General features: G+C 70.8%; 12 protein-coding genes. 7 read left to right on the forward strand and 5 right to left on the reverse strand.

The annotated features are described in order from the left end of the window. Positions 1 to 11: 11 nt before the first annotated feature. Positions 12 to 1,637, forward strand: coding sequence for an MFS transporter (locus tag ACWGJ2_RS13045; RefSeq protein WP_453346187.1), 1,626 nt, complete (start codon positions 12 to 14; stop codon positions 1,635 to 1,637). 78 nt (positions 1,638 to 1,715) lie between these two features. Here ACWGJ2_RS13045 and ACWGJ2_RS13050 read toward each other — a convergent pair whose 3' ends face one another. From ACWGJ2_RS13050 to ACWGJ2_RS13065, 4 genes are all read right to left on the reverse strand, one after another. Then, positions 1,716 to 3,269: an oxidoreductase gene (locus ACWGJ2_RS13050; protein ID WP_453346122.1), complete on the reverse strand. Its 1,554-nt coding sequence runs from the start codon at positions 3,267 to 3,269 to the stop codon at positions 1,716 to 1,718. A gap of 79 nt (positions 3,270 to 3,348) precedes the next feature. After that, the gene (locus ACWGJ2_RS13055; protein ID WP_453346123.1) at positions 3,349 to 4,128 is read right to left on the reverse strand and encodes a DeoR/GlpR family DNA-binding transcription regulator; all 780 of its coding nucleotides are present in this window, start codon (positions 4,126 to 4,128) and stop codon (positions 3,349 to 3,351) included. 59 nt (positions 4,129 to 4,187) lie between these two features. After that, positions 4,188 to 5,036, reverse strand: coding sequence for a class II fructose-bisphosphate aldolase (locus ACWGJ2_RS13060; protein WP_453346124.1), 849 nt, complete (start codon positions 5,034 to 5,036; stop codon positions 4,188 to 4,190). Between the two features lie 113 nt (positions 5,037 to 5,149). Continuing rightward, positions 5,150 to 6,046, reverse strand: coding sequence for an SIS domain-containing protein (locus tag ACWGJ2_RS13065; RefSeq protein WP_453346125.1), 897 nt, complete (start codon positions 6,044 to 6,046; stop codon positions 5,150 to 5,152). A 519-nt stretch (positions 6,047 to 6,565) separates the two neighbouring features. Between ACWGJ2_RS13065 and ACWGJ2_RS13070 the strand changes: the two genes are divergently transcribed. The 5 genes from ACWGJ2_RS13070 to ACWGJ2_RS13090 all read left to right on the forward strand — a co-directional run bounded on the left by ACWGJ2_RS13070 (position 6,566) and on the right by ACWGJ2_RS13090 (position 13,702). Beyond that, on the forward strand, positions 6,566 to 7,783 hold the full coding sequence (locus tag ACWGJ2_RS13070; RefSeq protein WP_453346188.1) for a CaiB/BaiF CoA transferase family protein: 1,218 nt from the start codon (positions 6,566 to 6,568) through the stop codon (positions 7,781 to 7,783). Then, a complete protein-coding gene (locus ACWGJ2_RS13075; RefSeq protein WP_453346126.1) occupies positions 7,780 to 8,805 on the forward strand; it encodes an LLM class F420-dependent oxidoreductase in 1,026 nt (341 codons plus the stop codon). Before ACWGJ2_RS13070 ends, ACWGJ2_RS13075 begins: the two co-directional genes overlap by 4 nt. A gap of 103 nt (positions 8,806 to 8,908) precedes the next feature. Continuing rightward, complete coding sequence (locus tag ACWGJ2_RS13080) at positions 8,909 to 10,051, forward strand: acyl-CoA dehydrogenase family protein (protein ID WP_453346127.1); 1,143 nt, start codon at positions 8,909 to 8,911, stop codon at positions 10,049 to 10,051. Between the two features lie 41 nt (positions 10,052 to 10,092). Then, a complete protein-coding gene (locus ACWGJ2_RS13085) occupies positions 10,093 to 11,307 on the forward strand; it encodes an acetyl-CoA C-acetyltransferase (RefSeq protein ID WP_453346128.1) in 1,215 nt (404 codons plus the stop codon). 160 nt (positions 11,308 to 11,467) lie between these two features. After that, positions 11,468 to 13,702 carry a 3-hydroxyacyl-CoA dehydrogenase NAD-binding domain-containing protein gene (locus ACWGJ2_RS13090; RefSeq protein ID WP_453346129.1) on the forward strand — a complete coding sequence of 745 codons (2,235 nt, stop codon included), beginning with the start codon at positions 11,468 to 11,470 and terminating at the stop codon, positions 13,700 to 13,702. Between the two features lie 53 nt (positions 13,703 to 13,755). On the opposite strand, the gene ACWGJ2_RS13095 is transcribed toward ACWGJ2_RS13090, so the two are convergent. Then, entirely contained in the window at positions 13,756 to 14,646 is an 891-nt protein-coding gene (locus ACWGJ2_RS13095) for a MerR family transcriptional regulator (RefSeq protein ID WP_453346130.1), read from the reverse strand. Positions 14,647 to 14,846: 200 nt separating this feature from the next. Here ACWGJ2_RS13095 and ACWGJ2_RS13100 point away from each other — a divergent pair, with 200 nt between their 5' ends. Next, positions 14,847 to 16,700 carry an AMP-dependent synthetase/ligase gene (locus tag ACWGJ2_RS13100; RefSeq protein WP_453346131.1) on the forward strand — a complete coding sequence of 618 codons (1,854 nt, stop codon included), beginning with the start codon at positions 14,847 to 14,849 and terminating at the stop codon, positions 16,698 to 16,700. Positions 16,701 to 16,722 lie beyond the last annotated feature (22 nt).

A 16,722-nucleotide genomic window follows, 5' to 3' on the forward strand; every position in this document is an offset into this window, starting at 1 on the left:
AATGGAAGTCGATGTTCGCCGCCTGGCTCGGCTATCTCCTCGACGGCTTCGACTTCGTCCTCATCACACTCGTGCTCACCGAGATAGCCGACGAGTTCGGACTGAGCACGGTGGAGGCGGCGAGCCTGGTGTCGGGTGCCTTCATCACCCGGTGGCTCGGCGGCGCGCTGCTCGGCGGCATGGGCGACCGCTACGGGCGCAAGCCCGCGATGATCGCCAGCATCCTGCTCTACTCGCTGGGTACCTTCGCCTGCGGCTTCGCCTGGAACTACCACAGCCTCTTCGCCGCCCGCCTCGCCATCGGGATGGGCATGGCGGGGGAGTACAGCGCCAGTGCCACGTATGTGCTGGAGAGCTGGCCCGTCCGCATGCGCAACCGCGCCTCCGGCTTCCTCATCTCCGGCTACGCGGCGGGCACCGTCCTTGCCGCCGAGGTCTACAAGTGGGTCGTCCCCAGCCTCGGCTGGCGCTGGATGTTCTGGATAGGCGTGCTGCCGATCGTGGTGGCGCTGTGGGTGCGCCGGGCGCTCCCCGAAGCGGGCGACTGGCAGGCGGAGATCCACGGTACGGGTACCCGTACCGGCACCGTCCCCGGAGCCGAAGCGCCGGGCGCGGGCGAACCGGCCGGGCCCGGCACCTTCGACGGGCAGGACAAGCTGGACGCACCACCCTCGCCACCGACAGCAGCACCGGCACCAACAGCCGAGGTACCGGCACAGGAACCGGCAGCGGCCGCGTCCCCTGGCACGGGCGAGAGCGGACCCGCCACGGCCGCGGTCCGGGGCGGACCGCCACGGCGCCCCAACCCCTTCCGTCCCCTCTTCGGCGACCCGCGCCGCTCGGTGGCCAACTCCGTGCTCGCGATCCTGGCGACCGTCGCCCTCTTCCTCGTCTTCACCCCGCTGGCCGCGGGACTCACCTGGCCGCTGGCGCTGGTCGCCGCCGGGTGCCTGATCGCCTTCGCCGTCCAGCTCGGAGGCCGCCGGAGCTGGGTGGTCTACGTGGCCCTGATGGTGACCGTCTTCTGCGCCTTCCTCTACTCCTGGCCCATACAGTCACTCCTCCCGACCTATCTGAAGACCGAACTGGGCTACGGCGCCGACGAGGTCACCGACGTCATGTACTACGCGGGGTTCGGCACCATGCTGGGCTGCTGGCTGGCCGGGTTCGTCGGCGACTGGCTGGGCACGCGCCGCGCCTACGCCCTCACCCTCCTCGCCTCCCTCGCCTTCGTCTTTCCCGTGTTCGCGGTGCAGAACAGCCTGGTGGGGCTGGGGGTGCTGCTCTTCGGGCTGCTCGCCCTGAGCCAGGGCATCTCAGGGCTGCTGCCGAAGTACATCGCGGGTCACTTCCCGGTCGAGACCCGCGCGGCCTCGCTGGGGTTCGTCTACAACGTGGGCGCTCTCGGTGGCGCCGTCGCCCCCGTGATGGGCGCCCAACTGGCCGAGGGCATGACGCTGGCGCAGTCGCTCGCCATCCTGACCTTCGGGCTGACGACACTCGTCATCGTGCTCGTCGGTCTCAACGTGCCCTATCGCCTGAACCGCTACCTGCTCCACCGCACCGGCCACCACGACGTCACCGAGGACCACCTCGCCGCGGTGACGGTGACGGAGAACCCCAGACCGGCGGACTGACCGCCCGCGCCCTTTCGCGGGCCCGGCATCCGGGACGCGAGCGGCATCCGGACCGGCTCCGAGTCCAGCCGTCGACCGCTAGTTCTTCTGCAAGGCGCGGGTGACGCCCGCGATGACGGCGGTCGTCAGCAGCCAGCCGAAGGCGATCAGCAGGTAGGCCAGCCACTGGAGACCGCCGTCCGTCCAGTACCAGGCCGTGCGCTGCCCCAGGCCGCCGATGGGGATCAAGAGGTCGAGTGTGTAGACGAGGGGCTGGAACGGGGTGCCCTCGCCTTGTCTGACCGGGTGGGGGGAGTGGGCGCCGAAGGAGAGCGTGCCCAGCAAGGTCAGCGCGAGGAGCCAGACCCCGGCCAGCCACGGGCGGTAGCCATAGCCGACCATCGCGTCGAGCAGGTGCCCGCACACACGCGCCGCCGGGGACAGGGTCCGACGCCGATGGCGCTGCTTGGCCAGGAGAACGCGGCGGGCGTCGTCGTCATGGCCGGCCTTCCGGTACCAGCTCGCCAACTGCTCATAGGGCTGGGGGTTGTAGCCAGGGCTGCGCCGTATCCACGCCACACGGTGGGCGACGAAGTCCCGCCGCCCCACCGCCTCCCGCCGCTCGTCCGCCTCGACCGCCTTGATGGAGCCGTAGACGAAGCCGTCCAGCTCCACCACGTCCGGCCAGCTGTTGCGGCTGTCGTGGAGATGAGACACCTGGGCGCCCCGCAGATCCACGGTGCCGGACGGAGGCTGGGCGAGGGTGAAGTCGAGGTCGACGGCCTGCATCCGCAGGGCGACCAAGGACGGACCATGGCCGGGCGGCCCGTTCAGGACGGCTCCTGCGAAGGTCAGGTTGTCCGAGATGCGGGCACCGCGCAGTCGTACGGTCCCGTTCGCGGTGAACCCGTCGGAGAAGTCGAGCGTCGAGGCCACGGCGTTGTCCAGGGCGAGCGCCGTCCCGTGTGGCCCGGGGCTCGCCAGATGCGCACCCTGCATGAACAGTCCGCCCGGCAACTGCGCGCCCAGCAGCCGCACTTCGCCACGCGCGACGAACCCGCCCCGGCAGGTCACGCCTCCTTCCATGACCAGGCCGCCTGCGGCCACGGCCCATCCTCCGGGCGCGCTGACCTCGGTCCCGTTCAGGAGCATGCCGCCGGTCACCAGGGCATCGCTCAGCGACAGTGCGGTGCGCACGTGGTTGAAGGGCGAGGTGGCGAGGCTTTCCACCACGGAGTGCCGCAGGTCGAGCGTTCCCTCGATGCGGGCCGAATAGGCTTCGATGCCCGGTACGCGGCTGCCCGTGATCACGAGCGTCTGTGCCGACGCCCCCAGCAGGTCCACCGACTCCTCGAGCCAGCAGTCCTTGAGCCAGAGGGCGTGAGCGATCTGCGCGCCGGCCAGATCGAGGCGCCCGGCTATCCGCGCCCCGGCGAGCCTCAAGCACGCTACGGCGCCTGGCTGCGCGGTGTTCGCGCCCAGGAGCAGCTCCGCGACCACCGCGGCCCGAACCGTCCGCTCAGGGCCCCACCGCCCACCCTCGGCGACCCGGTCGTCCTCGGGTACACCTGTGCGCAGGTCCACGCGGCGTCCCTCGGGGAACGCGTCCCACAACGCACGCTCCGGTGAAGTCAACTCGTCGTATGAGAGCACCCGTGCAGAGTAGTGATCTCCCTTCGCGCTCCACTTGCCCACCGCGTGGATCGGAGGCGGCCCAACCTGTTGGGGGTTCTTACTCCTCCGGCCTGGCCGTCACCACACGCAACCCGTGCTCGGTGAACTCGCGACGTACCCCCTCCTTCACTCCCGCGTCCGTGATGAACGTGTCGAAGACATCAGCGCCGCCGATCCTGGCGAAGCACCGCTCGCCGACCTTGAGGGAGTCGGCCACCACCACAGCCCGTGACGCCCTCTCGGCCATCAGACGGTTGACCCTGGCCTCGGCCTCGTCGTGAACCGTCGCCCCCATGACCGGGTCCACCCCGTTGGCGCCGATGAAGGCGATGTCCAGGGAGATCTGCTGAAGCACCAGCTCGCTGAACGGCCCGATCAGTTCGAAGGAGCGGGAGTGCGCGACCCCGCCGGTCAGCACGATCTTGATCTGGGGGCGGACCGCCAGCTCGTTGGCGATGTTGAGCGAGTTGGTGACGACGGTCAGATGCGGCTGCGGTCCCGGCTCGGAGAACTCCGGACGGGTGGCCAGCGTCCGGGCGATCTCCGTCGTGGTGGTGCCGCCGCTGAGGCCGACCACATTGCCCCGCTCTACCAGCTTCGCCGCCGCCTGCGCCACGGCCTGCTTCCCCGAGGCGTGATGGCCCCGCTTGTAGCGGATGGGCAGGTCATAGGCGACGGAGCTGAGCACCGCCCCGCCCCTGGTCCGGGTCAGCAGTTGCTGGTCGGCCAGGGTGTCCATGTCACGCCGCATCGTCGCCGCCGACACCTCCAGCGCGGTGGCGGCCTCCTCGACATCGACACGACCGCGCTCCCCGAGCAGCTCAAGCAGGGCGTTCATCCGCTCATGGCGCTTCACTGGTTCTTCGTCTCCCGCGTCGGTCGGTTGCGTCGGCGAGCCTATCCGGCCACCGCGGGAGCCCCGAGAAGGCGCAGCAGCCGCGCGGCCTCCCTGGCCACCGCCTCACGGGCGGGCCCCACATACTTCCGCGAATCGACGAGCGTGGGGTCCTGGGTCAGCACACTCCGCACCTCCCCGGTGAAGACCGACACCAGATGCGTGGATATGTTGATCTTCGTCATGCCCGCCGCTATCGCGGCCCGCAGCTCCTCGTCCGGCACACCCGACGAACCGTGCAGCACCAACGGCACCGGCAGCGTCTCCCGCAGCGACCGGATCAGCTCCTTGTCGAGGACGGTGGTCCGCTCCCGCATGGCGTGCGAGGAGCCGACCGCCACGGCGAGGGCATCCACCCCCGTGGCACCCACGAAGGCCAGCGCCTCCGCCGGATCCGTACGGGCCCCAGGAGCGTGCACCCCGTCCTTGCCGCCCACCTCGCCCAGCTCCGCCTCGACATAGGCACCGCGCTCGTGGCACCAGGCCGTCAGCTCCGCCGTCACCGCGACGTTCTCCTCATAGGGGAGGGCCGAGGCGTCGACCATCACCGAGCCCACTCCGGCCCCGACGCCCTCGTGCACCAGGGCGGGATCGGTGATGTGGTCCAAGTGCACGGAGACATCGGCTTCGGCCGCCTCGGCGAGGGCCAGCGTGGCGCGGGTGAGCGGCAGCAGACGGCCGTGGTAGCGGACGCAGTTCTCGCTGATCTGGAGGATGAGGGGTATCCCGGTGCGCTCGGCCGCGGAGACGAGGGCCTCGGCCGTTTCCAGATGGATGACGTTGAACGCGGCGGCACCGGCTCCCGAGGCGCGGGCGGCGTCGACGACGGACGCGGTGGAGACGAGGGGCATGGTCGTGAACTTCCCTTGTGTGGCGGACGGAGGGGAGGGCGGAGGCCAGGGCGGGACCGGACGGGGGCAGAGGACCTCGGCCGGGCCTCGGGCCGGGGCGCGCCGGCGTTCGGTCAGGAACCGTCGAGCATCACGGAGCGGGTCAGGCTGCGCGGGTTGTCCGGGTCCAGCCCGCGAGCGCGCGCCCGCTCCAGGGCGACACGCTGCACCAGCACCAGATCGGCCATCGGATCGCGGCCGTGGGACACGAACCGGGCACCGGTGCGTGCCACCTCCGACTCCAGCCCCGCCGGTGAGGGGCCGAAGAGCCAGGTGACGCGTCCCGGCGCCGCGATGGATATCGGCCCGTGCCGGTACTCCATGGCGGCATAGGACTCCGTCCAGCTCTGGGACGCCTCGCGCATCTTCAGCGCGGCCTCGTTGGCCAGGCCGACGGTCCAGCCGGTGCCGAGGAACGAGAACTGCTCGGCGTCCACCCACTCCTCCTCGACGGGGCAGGTCAGCGCTTCCTCGGCGTCACCCACCGCGGCCGTCAGATCCTCGCCCAGGTGTGCGCGGAGCAGGGCGAGGGCGGTCGTCGCGAAACGGGTCTGGACGACGGACCTCTCGTCCGCGAAGGGCAGGGCGACGACCTCGTCGGACAGTTCGGTCGCGGGAGTGTCCTGGTCTCCCAGAACGGTCACCGTCGGGATGCGTCCCTTGACCGCTTCGAGCAGCCTCAGCACCTCGGTCGTGGTGCCGGAACGGGTGATCGCCACCAGCGCGTCATAACCGCGGTCGGTGCCGAGGAAAGCCTCGGACGCGGCGAACGCGTCCGTCACGCCCAGCCCCGCCGCCTCGCGCAGCGACGCGTACGACTGGGCCATGAACCATGAGGTGCCGCATCCCACGACGGCGACACGCTGCCCCTCCTTCGGCAACGGCGGCCTGGATGCTCCGATGCGCGCGGCCTCCCGCCAGGTCTCCGGCTGACTCCGCAGTTCCCGCTCCATGTGCACGGACTCACTCATGAGCTGCCCCGCCCCTCTTGATGCGAATTGATTGTTCAAGCCTTGCTGCAATCAATATTAAGCATCGGCAGTGGGCGGATTCCATCCCTCGTGCGGGTGAACTGGCGAGCGAATCGGCGCCGAAAACCCGTCATGTTCCGCGCCTGTCAGGCGCTTTGTCGCAGGTGGGCGGGTGGATGAGTCCGCGCGAGAGGGGTGTTGACAGTTGCGCGAAGCGAGTCGAATAGTGACGTCATCCATCACGCGGTTTCCATGCAGCTTCGCGTTCCGTCGAACCGAAAGGTCCGCTATGTCCATGAAGATGCTTTCCGTGAGCCCGACGCTGAAGAGGGGTGCGCGAGGGCTTCGCCGGGCGGGTCCGCGCCGGGGCGGAGCCAAGTGGGCGGGCCTCGTGGGGTGTTGTGGTGTACGCCACTGCGCCGGGGTCCACGCGGGGGGCCTGAGAGGGCTTGTGGAAAGTGAAACGCGTTCTTAGCATCGCTGGTGTTACATCACTTGTGTCATACGGCTGGGGGCTTGATGGCAGTGTCGGCGTCAGCGGCGGGAGAGAACGGCGGCGGTCCTCTCAGGGGCGTGCGCGTGGTGGAGCTGGCGGGCATCGGCCCCGGCCCCTTCGCCGGGATGGTGCTCGCCGACCTGGGGGCCGATGTCGTGCGGGTGGACCGCCCCGGCGGCGCCGCCCTGGGCATCGACCCCGCGTACGACATCACGAACCGCAACAAGCGCTCCGTGGTGCTCGACCTCAAGTCGGAGGCGGGAAAAGCGGCCGTGCTGGACATGGTGGAGCGCGCCGACATCCTGATCGAGGGCAACCGGCCGGGGGTCGCCGAGCGGCTCGGCGTCGGCCCCGACGCCTGCCTGGCCCGCAACTCCCGGCTCGTCTACGGACGGATGACCGGCTGGGGCCAGGACGGCCCCCTCGCCCAGCGCGCGGGCCACGACATCGGCTACATCGCCCTCACCGGAGCCCTCGGCATCACCGGCCCCGCCGACGGACCGCCCTACGCGCCCGCGAACCTGCTGGGCGACTACGCGGGCGGTTCGCTCTACCTCGTCATCGGCGTGCTCGCCGCGCTCCAGCACGCGCGGAGCGAGGGCGGTGGGGGACAGGTCGTCGACGCCGCGATCGTGGACGGCACCAGCCACCTCTCCTCGATGATCCACGGCATGATGGCCGCCGGAGGCTGGCAGGACAGGCGCGGGGTCAATCTGCTCGACGGCGGCAGCCCGTTCTACGGCACCTACGAGACCTCCGACGGCGGCCACATGGCGGTCGGGGCGCTGGAGCCGCAGTTCTACGAGGAGTTCATCGGCCTCCTCGGTCTCACCGACGAGGCACCCAACCGCAGGGACATCGGGTCCTGGGGTGTGCTCCGCGAGGCCATCGCCAGGCGCTTCAAGACCCGTACGCGCGAGGAGTGGACTGCGGTCTTCCAGGACTCGGACGCCTGCGTGGCACCCGTGCTCTCCCTCGCCGAGGCACCGTCGCACCCCCACCTCGCCGCGCGCGGAACGTTCGTGGAGCACAGCGGCATCACCCAGCCCGCCCCGGCGCCCCGTTTCTCCGCCACGCCCGGCTCCGTCACCCGGTCACCCGCCCTGCCGGGGGCCGACGGAGCGGAGGTCGCCCAGGACTGGGGCCTCCCCTCCCTGGCCCCTCCGGACCCCGCAGCTTCCCCGTCCGCGCCCGTACCGCCCGCCTCTTCGACCCCCTCAGCCAAGGACGGTGACGCGTGAAGATCGCGACCTCGCTCCAGTACGCAGACAACCCCCGCCAGGCCGCCGACGATGTCGCGAGGCTGGAGGCCGCGGGGCTCGACGCGGTGTGGGTCGCCGAAGCCTACGGCTTCGACTCGCCCACCGTGATGGGCTATCTGGCCGCCCGCACGGAGCGGATGCTCATCGGCGCCGCCATCCTCAACGTCTACTCGCGCACCCCAGCCCTCATCGCCCAGACAGGCGCCGGGCTCGACGCGCTGTCCGACGGGCGGGCGCTCATCGGGCTCGGCGCGTCGGGACCGCAGGTGGTCGAGGGGTGGCACGGCAAGCCGTACGACAAGCCGCTCGGCCGCACCCGCGAGACGGTCGAGCTGTGCCGCCGCATCTGGCGCCGCGAGGTCATCGACCACCACGGCATCACCGACATGCCCCTGCCGCCCGAGAAGGGCGGCAAGCTCGGCAAGCCGCTGAAGATCCTCACCAGGCCCGTCCGGGAGGAGATCCCGCTCTACGTGGCGGCGCTCGGCCCGGCCAACGTCCGGATGACGGCCGAGGTCGCCGACGGCTGGCTGCCCCACCTCTTCGTGCCCGAGAAGGCCGCGAACGTCTGGGGCGAGGCCCTGGCCGAGGGCACCGCCAAGCGCGATCCCGCACGCGGGCCGCTGGAGACCGTCGCGGGCACGGTGCTCGCGGTGGGGGAGGGGGCCGAGGCCGTACGCGAGACGCTGCGCCCCCTCATCGCCCTCTACATCGGAGGCATGGGCGCCAAGGGCAAGAACTTCTACAACGACGTGGCCCGCGCCTACGGGTACGAAGAGGCGGCGGAGAAGGTCCAGGACCTCTACCTCGCGGGCAAGAAGAAGGAGGCGGAGGCGGCCGTTCCCGACGAGTTCTGCGAACTCGTCTCCCTCTGCGGGCCCGAGGGCTATGTGCGCGACAGGCTCGAAGCCTTCCGGGAGGCGGGCGTGACCATGCTCAACGTCGTCCCCGTCGGCCCGGACCCCGCAGGACTGATCGAGCAGGTCAAGGGCTGGCTCTGACCACGGCCCGGCCCGCGCGCCGCCGCCCCGGCCCCGGCCCCGCGAACCGGCCCCCCCTCCACTGAACCCCTCCGCCACGGCTCGAAGGAGAGCACCCACCACCATGAAGCGGCAGATCTTCACCGAGGACCACGAGGCGTTCCGCCAGACCGTACGGACCTTCCTCACCAAGGAAGTGGAGCCGCACTACGAGCAGTGGGAGAAGGACGGCATCACCTCCCGTGAAGCCTGGCTGGCGGCGGGGCGGCAGGGGCTGCTCGGTCTCGCCGTGCCCGAGGAGTACGGGGGCGGGGGCACCGAGGACTTCCGGTACGCCGTGGTGCTCGCCGAGGAGTTCACACGCGCGGGCGCCGCCGGTCTCGCGGTCGGCCTGCACAACGACGTCATCGGCCCCTACCTCACGTCGCTCGCCACCGAGGAGCAGAAGCGCCGTTGGCTGCCGGGCTTTTGCAGCGGCGAGAAGATCTCCGCCATCGCGATGACCGAGCCGGGAGCCGGATCCGACCTCCAGGGCATCCGCACCACGGCCGAGGACAAGGGGGACCACTGGGTCCTCAACGGTTCCAAGACCTTCATCTCCAACGGCATCCTCGCCGACCTCGTCATCGTCGTCGCGAAGACGACCCCCGAGGGTGGCGCCAAGGGCCTGAGCCTGCTGGTCGTGGAGCGCGGCATGGAGGGCTTCGAGCGCGGGCGCAACCTGGACAAGATCGGCCAGAAGGCCCAGGACACGGCGGAGCTGTTCTTCAACGACGTCAAGGTCCCCAAGGAGAACCTCCTCGGCGAGCTGAACGGCGCCTTCGTCCACCTCATGACCAACCTCGCCCAGGAGCGGATGACCATCGCGGTCTCGGCCATCGCCGCGGCCGAGCACGTCCTGGAGTTCACCACCGAGTACGTCAAGGAGCGCGAGGCGTTCGGGCGCCCCCTCGCACGGCTCCAGCACATCCGCTTCGAGATCGCCGAGATGGCGACCGAGTGCGCCGTGACCCGCAGCTTCCTCGACCGCTGCATCGAGGACCACACCAAGGGCGAGCTGGACGCCGTGCACGCCTCCATGGCCAAGTGGTGGGCCACGGAGTTGCAGAAGCGGGTCGCCGACCGCTGCCTCCAGCTCCACGGCGGCTACGGCTACATGAACGAGTACCAGGTCGCGCGCGCCTTCACGGACGGACGCATCCAGACCATCTACGGAGGCACGACCGAGATCATGAAGGAGATCATCGGCCGCTCGCTGCTGAACTGACCGCCCCCTTCCACACCCTCGCCTCCGAAAGGCTGCTGACCTTGAGCACCGAAGCGTACGTATACGACGCCATCCGCACCCCGCGCGGGCGCGGCAAGCCCAACGGCGCCCTGCACGGCACCAAGCCGATCGATCTCGTCGTCGGGCTGATCCACGAGATCCGCAGGCGCTACCCGGACCTCGATCCGGCCGCCATCGACGATGTCGTGCTCGGCGTCGTCGGCCCCATCGGCGATCAGGGCTCCGACATCGCGAAGATCGCCGCCATCGCCGCCGGGCTGCCGGACACCGTGGCCGGTGTCCAGGAGAACCGCTTCTGTGCCTCCGGCCTCGAAGCGGTCAACCTCGCGGCGGCCAAGGTGCGCTCCGGCTGGGAGGACCTCATCCTGGCGGGCGGCGTCGAGTCCATGTCCCGCGTCCCGCTCGGCACCGACGGCGGCGCCTGGCACATGGACCCGATGACCAACTACGAGACCGGCTTCGTCCCCCAGGGCATCGGCGCCGACCTCATCGCGACCCTCGGCGGCTTCTCCCGGCGCGACGTCGACGAGTACGCCTCCCGCTCCCAGGAGCTGGCCACCGAGGCGTGGAAGGACGGCCGGTTCGCGAACTCCGTCGTCCCGGTGACCGACCGCAACGGGCTCACCGTCCTCGACCACGACGAGCACATCCGCCCCGGCACCACGGCCGACTCCCTCGCCAAGCTCAAGCCCTCCTTCGCCGACATCGGCGAACTGGGCGGCTTCGACGCCGTCGCGCTCCAGAAGTACCACTGGGTCGAGAAGATCGACCACGTCCACCACGCGGGCAACTCCTCGGGCATCGTGGACGGTTCGGCGCTCGTCGCGATCGGCAGCGGTGAGGTGGGGGAGCGGTACGGGCTGCGTCCCCGCGCCCGTATCGTCTCGGCCGCCGTCTCGGGCGCCGATCCGACGATCATGCTCACCGGGCCCGCGCCCGCCTCCCGCAAGGCGCTGGCCAAGGCCGGTCTGAGCATCGACGACATGGACCTGGTCGAGATCAACGAGGCGTTCGCCGCCGTCGTGCTGCGCTTCGTCAGCGACATGGGCATCCCGCTGGAGAAGGTCAACGTCAACGGCGGCGCCATCGCCATGGGCCACCCGCTCGGCGCCACGGGCGCGATGATCATCGGCACCCTCATGGACGAGCTGGAGCGGCGCGACCAGCGCTACGGGCTGGCCACGCTCTGCGTCGGCGGCGGCATGGGCATCGCCACCGTCATCGAACGGCTGTAGCGCGGAGCGCCCGGCCACGCGCCACGCGCCACGTCCCCGGAGGGCACCGCGCCACCGGCCCCGGCCCGGCTCCGGCCCGGCCCCCGGAACGCCGGACGCAGGCCCGGCACGCGCCGCACCACAGCCCACAGCCGTACGACCTTCTTTGGAGACCACAGTCATGCCCGAGTCCACCACGATCCGCTGGGAACAGGACGACACCGGCGTCGTCACCCTCGTCCTCGACGACCCCAACCAGTCGGCCAACACCATGAACGAGGCGTTCACCGTCTCGCTCAGCGCCATAGCCGACAGGGTCGAAACCGAACGAGACAGCATCCGCGGCATCATCTTCACCTCCGCCAAGAAGACCTTCTTCGCGGGCGGTGACCTCAACGACCTCATCGCCGCGCGCCCAGAGAACTCCGAGCAGGTCTTCGAGGCGGGCATGCGCATCAAGCGCGACCTGCGCCGCATCGAGACGCTCGGCAAGCCCGTCGTCGCCGCCATCAACGGCGCCGCCCTCGGCGGCGGCCTGGAGATCGCCCTCGCCTGCCACCACCGCGTCGCGCTCGACGCCAAGGGCACGAAGATCGGCCTCCCCGAGTCCACCCTCGGACTGCTCCCCGCGGGCGGCGGCGTCACCCGTACGGTGCGGCTTCTCGGCATCGCGGACGCGCTGCTGAAGGTGCTGCTGGAGGGCAAGCAGTACTTCCCCGCGAAGGCCAAGGAGATCGGCCTCGTCCACGAGGTCGTGGAAACCCGTGAGGAGCTGCTGGCGGCGGCCCACGCCTTCATCGACGCCAACCCCGAGTCGCAGCAGCCCTGGGACGTCAAGGGCTACCGCATGCCGGGCGGCACCCCCTCGAACCCCAAGTTCGCCGCGAACCTCCCCGCCTTCGCGCCGAACCTGAAGAAGCAGACCGGCGGCGCCCCGTACCCGGCCCAGCGCAACATCCTCGCCGCGGCCGTCGAGGGCGCCCAGGTGGACTTCGAGACCGCGCAGGTCATCGAGGCCCGCTACTTCGTGGAGCTGGTCACGGGCCAGATCTCCAAGAACATGATCCAGGCGTTCTTCTTCGATCTCCAGGCGGTCAACGCGGGCCGCAGCCGCCCCCAGGGCATCGGGGAGAGCAAGGTCTCCAAGGTCGGCGTCCTCGGCGCCGGGATGATGGGCGCGGGCATCGCCTACTCCTGCGCCAAGGCCGGGATCGACGTGGTCCTCAAGGACATCTCCCAGGAGGCGGCGGACAAGGGCAAGCGCTACTCCGAGGGCCTGCTCGACAAGGCGCTCGCCCGCGGCCGTACGACCCAGGAGAAGCGGGACGCGCTGCTCGCCCGCATCACCCCGACCGCCGAGCCGCAGGATCTCGCGGGCTGCGACGTGGTGATCGAGGCGGTCTTCGAGGACCCCTCGCTCAAGCACAAGGTCTTCCAGGAGATCGAGGACATCGTCGAGCCGGACGCTTCCCCTGGGGCCGAGGGGCCCGGGAGGTACCCCCTCCTCTGCTCCAACACCTCCACCCTCCCCATCACCGCGCTCGCCGAAGGGGTGAAGCGCCGAAGCGACTTCATCGGGCTGCACTTCTTCTCGCCCGTGGACAAGATGCCGCTGGTGGAGATCATCCGGGGCGAGGAGACCGGCGACGAGGCACTGGCCCGCGCCTTCGACCTCGTGCGGCAGATCAAGAAGACGCCGATCGTCGTCAACGACTCGCGCGGCTTCTTCACCTCGCGCGTCATCGGCCACTTCATCAACGAGGGTGTCGCGCTCGTCGGCGAGGGTGTGGAGCCCGCCACCGTCGAGCAGGCGGCGGCCCAGGCGGGCTACCCGGCGAAGGTCCTCTCCCTCATGGACGAGCTGACGCTCACCCTGCCCCGCAAGATCCGCGACGAGACACGGCGGGCGATGGAGGCCGAGGGCGTCGAGTGGCCCGCGCACCCCGCCGACGGGGTCGTGGACCGCATGGTCGACGAGTTCGGACGGCCGGGCCGCAGCGGCGGAGCGGGCTTCTACGAGTACGGCGAGGACGGCAAGCGCGCCGGGCTGTGGCCAGGGCTGCGCGAGCACTTCACCAGGACCGGCGCCGACGCGCCCGACATCCCCTTCGTGGACATGCGGGAGCGGATGCTCTTCTCCGAGGCGCTGGACACCGTCCGCCTCTTCGAGGAGGGCGTCCTCACCTCCGTCGCCGACGCCAACATCGGCTCCATCATGGGCATCGGCTTCCCCGCCTGGACGGGCGGCGTGATCCAGTACATCAACGGCTACGAGAACCCGGAGGGCGGCGAGGGCGGCCTCAAGGGCTTCGTGGCCCGTGCCCGTCAGCTCCAGGAGCGCTACGGGGACCGGTTCGCGGTCCCCGCGCTGCTGGCGGACAAGGCCGAGAAGGGCGAGGTCTTCAGCGACGGCTGACGGCTGACGGCTGACGGCTGAAGAGCCGACGGCCGGTGGCCGACGCCGGCCCATCAGCCCGGGATGCGGGGCGCCTTCTCCCCGGGGAAGTCGCCCCGCAGCTCCTCGTTCAGCGACCGCTGGAACGCCGTCACCAGCGCCTGGAGCACCATCGGCTGCATATGGGCCGAGAGCGCCTTCATCCGCTCGACGCGTTCCGGGTCCTCCTCCCGCTCCCGGTACGGGCGCCACACCTCCTCCTTGAAGAGGCGGCTCAGTTCCCGCGCGGCCGAGCGGGTGTGCTCCAGCATCACGTTCCGCGCCGCGAGGATCGCCTCCTGGGAGATGGGCACGTCGAGCAGGCGTGCCCCCAGGTGCACCAGGCCGGGATCGACGCGGAAGACCTCCGGGTCGTCCGTGCCCTCCAGCACGCTCATCGCCTCAAGGCGCTTGATGTCGTCGTCCGTCAGCTCCCGCCCGACGCGCCGCTCCAGTTGTTCGCGGGTCGACTCGTCGACGGTGTCGGGCATCCAGGAGGCGACCATGGCCCGGTGTATCGCGAGGTCGTGGGGGCTCATGTCGTCCGGGAGGCGCTGGATGTAGCGCTCGATCGCGGAGAGCGTCAGGCCCTGGTTCTGCAACTCCTCGATCAGCGCGAGCCGGGAGAGGTGGTCGGGCCCGTAACGCCCCACTCTGCGCGGGCCGATGGTGGGCGGCGGGAGCAGGCCGCGGGTGCTGTAGAAGCGGATCGTGCGGACGGTGACACCGGCGCGGGCCGCGAGCTGGTCGACGGTGAGCTGGTCCGTGCCGGCCTGCGGGCCAGCGGAGGCGCCGTCCGGTCCCGGCCCCGCTCCCTTGTCGGTGCCCGTGTCCGTGCCCGTGCCCGGACCCTCGGCTGCGGCGTCCCCTGGCTGCTGCTCCATCGGCTGCGACCTCTCTCGCTGCTGCCGCGCGCGGCGGCTCACGTACACCAATCGTGTTCAACAGTATTGCTGTCTCACCAGTCTTGTACTGCAATACCCCGTGGGGAAGCCCTTGATCCCCGGCCTTCCCGCCGAGCGCACCACTGAGCGCGCCATCGAGCGCGTCACCGCGCACGCCACCAGCGCACCACCGAGCGGAACCAGTCCACGGCACCATTCCGAATCCCTGCCCGGAGGCCGTCATGACCGCGAACCTGCGACTGCCCGGGGACGACCCGGCGAACCTCACCATCCCCGCACTCCTGCTGCGCAACGCCGAGGACCATGGCGACCTCCCGGCCCTCTCCTGGCGCGCACCCGCACCCGCACCCGCCACCGGCCCCGCCACCGCCCCCGAAGAGGACACCGGCTGGGCGACCCTGACCTGGGCCGAGGTGCGCCACCGCGTCGCCGAACTCGCCGCGGGCTTCACCGCACTCGGCGTCACCGGCGGCGAACACGTCCTGATGATGATGGGCAACAGGCCCGAGCACTGGCTGTGCGACCTCGCGCTCACCCACCTCGGCGCCGTCCCCGTGACCGTCTACAGCACCGCGGCCCCCGAACAGATCGCCCACATCGTGCGCCACAGCAGGGCCCGTCTCGCCATCGTCGAGGGAGCGGCGGAGACGGCCCGCTGGGAGCCGCTGCTGGCGGACGCCGGGCCGCTGGAGCGCCTCGTCGTGGTGGAGGAAGGCGCGGCCGGGCCGCACACCCCGTACGCCGGTGTGCCGCGCCCCTACGAGCGCGAGGGCTTCGAGAAGACCTGGCGCGGCATACGGGCCACCGACCCGGTCACCGTCGTCTACACCTCCGGCACCACGGGCGATCCGAAGGGCGTCGTCGTCAGCCACCGCAACGTCATCCTCAACGGTGTCGCGCTGGACCGCGTCGTCGAGCTGCCCGAGCACGTCGAGCACATCTGCTATCTGCCCTTCGCGCACATCGCCGAGCGGATGCTCGGCATCTATCTGGCCGTCTTCCGTGCCGCGCACGTCTACATGTGCGCCGACCCGGCGCAGGTCGCGGCGACAGCGCGGGAGCTGCACCCGGCGCAGTTCTTCGGGGTGCCGAGGGTGTGGGAGAAGCTGGCCGCTTCCGTACGGGCCGGGCTCGCGCTGCTGCCCGAGGAGCAGCGGGCCGCGGTCGAGCGCGCGGGGGACGTGGCGCGCGGGTACGTGGACCACCGCGAGCGCGGCGAGGAGCCGCCCGCCGAGCTCGTCGCCTCGTACGAGCGGGTCAGGAGCGAGGTGCTGGAGCCGCTGCTGTCCATGGCCGGGTTCGAGAGGCTGGTGTGGACGTCGAGCGCGTCGGCGCCCATGCCGCTGGACGTGGTGCGGTTCTGGGCGGGCTTCGGCATCGTGATCATGGACGCCTGGGGGCTGACGGAGACCGTCGGCGTGAGCACGATCAACACCCCGGACGCCTTCCGGCTGGGTTCCGTAGGCCGCCCGATCGACGGAATGGAGGTGCGGACGGCCGAGGACGGCGAGATCGAGGTGCGGGGCAGGACAGTTTTTGACGGCTATTTGCGGGCCGACGGCACCGTCGAACGGGCCACGGACGACGAGGGCTGGTTCGCGACGGGCGACATCGGCCGCGTCGACGAGGACGGCTACCTCTGGCTGACCGACCGCAAGAAGGAGATGATCGTGACTTCGACGGGCAAGAACGTCTCGCCCGCGCTCGTCGAGAACACCCTCAAGGAGCACCCGCTCATCGGGCAGGCCCTCGTGCACGGCGACGGGCACTCCTACCTCGTCGCGCTGCTCGTGCTCGACGCCGAGATGGCGCCGGTCTGGGCGAAGGGCCAGGGCATCGACGCCGAGCCCGCCGCGCTCGCCTCCCACCCTGCCGTACGGGCCGAGGTCGAGCGCGCCGTGGCGGCGGCGAACGCGCGGCTCAACCGCACCGAGCAGGTCAAGCGCTACCGCCTCCTCTCCGAGGAGTGGGGCCCGGCGACCGGCGAGCTGACCCCTTCGCTGAAGCTGCGGCGCCGGGTGATCAGGGACAAGTACGCGCCGGTCATCGAGGAGCTGTACGGGGAGCGGGGCTGAGCCGGAGCGGTACCCGGCCCCG

The organism is Streptomyces sp. NPDC054796 (assembly GCF_053611545.1).